We start from the raw sequence: 1934 nt of genomic DNA on the forward strand, positions 1-1934 counted from the left end.
TGTCAGGCGGTTGAACAAGGTGGACTTGCCGACGTTCGGTCGGCCCACCAGGGCGATTACGGGAACCATGCGGCTCTCCACTTCGTTATTTCAGAAAATACAAAAGCCGCTGCGAGGCAGCGGCTGGTGCTCGGGGCAACACTGTGGGGGCGAACAGGTTCACTCCCACAAGTGAAGCTGCCTGGGGTGTTATCCCCAAGCATAGTTGTTACTTGATGGTCAGGGCTTCCAGTTTGCCGCTGTTGCCATACACATAAATCGTGTCACCCACCACCAGCGGACGGGCACGCAGGCCGTCGCTGTCGATGCGCTCACGGCCGACGAAACGACCGTCAACCTGACTCAGCAGATGCAGATAACCTTCCAGGTCACCTACTGCAACATAGCTGGAGAACACTTCCGGAGCCGACAGTTGACGGCGAGCCAGCGAATCGTTGGTCCACAAAGCCGTGGTAGAACGCTCGTCGACGCCTTCAACGGTGCCCGAAGACAGGCTCACGTAAACGCTGCCGAAACCTTGGGCAATACCGGCATAGCTCGACGCATCGCGCTGCCAGAGTTGACGACCGCTTTCCAGATCCAGTGCCGCAACGCGACCCTGGTAGCTGGCAACGTACAGCGTCCCGCCGGACAACAGCAGACCGCCGTCGATGTCGACCACGCGCTCCAGTTCCGAACGACCCTGTGGAATCGCGATGCGTTGTTCCCAGACCGGCACGCCGTTGGAAATATCCAGGGCGACTACTTTACCAGTCGACAGGCCAGCCACCGCGAGGCGGTTGGTCACGAGCGGTGCGCTGGTGCCACGCAGGGTCAGTACGGCCGGAGTGCTGTCATACACCCAGCGTTGAGTACCGGTGGAAGCATCCAGACCGATCAGACGATCGTCCTGGGTCTGCACCACTACTACGTCGCCGTTGTTGGCCGGCGGCGCGAGGACTTCACTGTTGACGCGAGCACGCCACTTCTCTTCACCGTTGATGGTGTCCAGAGCGACGACTTCGCCACGCAGCGTACCAATCAGAACCAGACCGTAACCCACGCCAACGGCGCCGGAGACAGGCAAATCAAGATCCTGTTCCCACTTCACGTCGCCGTTGCTGCGATCCATGGCCATTACCACGCCGGTCACATCGGCCGCGTAGATGGTGTCACCGTCGATCGCCGGTACCAGCATGTTGTAGGTTTCGCCCTGACCGTCACCGATCGAACGACTCCACTGCTTTTGCAGAACCACTTCTTCTTTGAAGTCGGTCAGTTCAGCCGGTGGCAATTCTTTTTTGCTGTTGCTGCTGCAACCCGCGGCCAGAATGGCCAGAGCCAGCAATGCTGCATGCTTCCAACGGATCACGTCACGCATCCCCTTTGGCCAGGTCGTCGAGCTTGATTTGAAGGCCACCGACCGCCGCTTCATCCGACAGTGCCGCCTTGGCTTTTTGATACGCCTTGTTCGCGTCGTCGGTACGGCCCAGCTTCACCAGCAGGTCGCCCTTGAGTTCTTCGCGAGTGGCCAGGAACGCTTTGTCGGCGTCGCCTTCGAGCAGTTTCAGGGCGTCATCAGCCTTGTCCTGTGCACCCAGCACCTGCGCCAGACGCTGACGGGCGATTTCGCCCAGCGCCGGACTGGCCGGTTTGTCGACAATCGCTTTCAGCTCGGTCGCCGCGTCGTCCAGCTTGCCGCTGTCGACTGCAACTTTGGCCACGAACAGGCTGCCGTACTGCGCGTAGGCAGTGCCGCCGAATTCGCTGTTGAGCTTGCCGGCCAGATCCGCAACGCGGGCAGCATCAGGCTTGCCGTCAGGCGTCAGCGTGGTTTCCAGCAGTTGCTGATAGAGCACCGAGGCGCCTTGCGACTGGTTGCCTTGATACTTGTGATAGGCCTGCCAGCCGAACACGATGACCAGCGCCAACAGGCCGCCGGTGACCAGCGGTTT

Annotated in this window: 3 protein-coding genes; all 3 read right to left on the reverse strand. The window is 60.5% G+C overall.

Annotated features, from left to right (window positions below; genetic code table 11):
• Positions 1–69, reverse strand: a 69-nt coding sequence (locus ACIQVE_RS27870; RefSeq protein WP_402814841.1) for a GTPase, incomplete at its 3' end; no start/stop codon positions are given.
• A gap of 139 nt (positions 70–208) precedes the next feature.
• Entirely contained in the window at positions 209–1360 is a 1152-nt protein-coding gene (gene bamB, locus ACIQVE_RS27875; RefSeq protein WP_402814832.1) for an outer membrane protein assembly factor BamB, read from the reverse strand.
• Positions 1353–1934: tetratricopeptide repeat protein (locus ACIQVE_RS27880; protein WP_402814835.1), on the reverse strand; the 582-nt coding region annotated here is incomplete at its 5' end. The genes bamB and ACIQVE_RS27880, both read right to left, overlap by 8 nt.

This window comes from Pseudomonas sp. NPDC098747, from assembly GCF_044760045.1.
GTDB lineage: Bacteria > Pseudomonadota > Gammaproteobacteria > Pseudomonadales > Pseudomonadaceae > Aquipseudomonas.

Bases quoted from the DNA above. Each gene is read 5' to 3' on its own strand.
- bamB (WP_402814832.1), bottom strand. From the start codon at position 1,360: ATGCGTGACGTGATCCGTTGGAAGCATGCAGCATTGCTGGCTCTGGCC.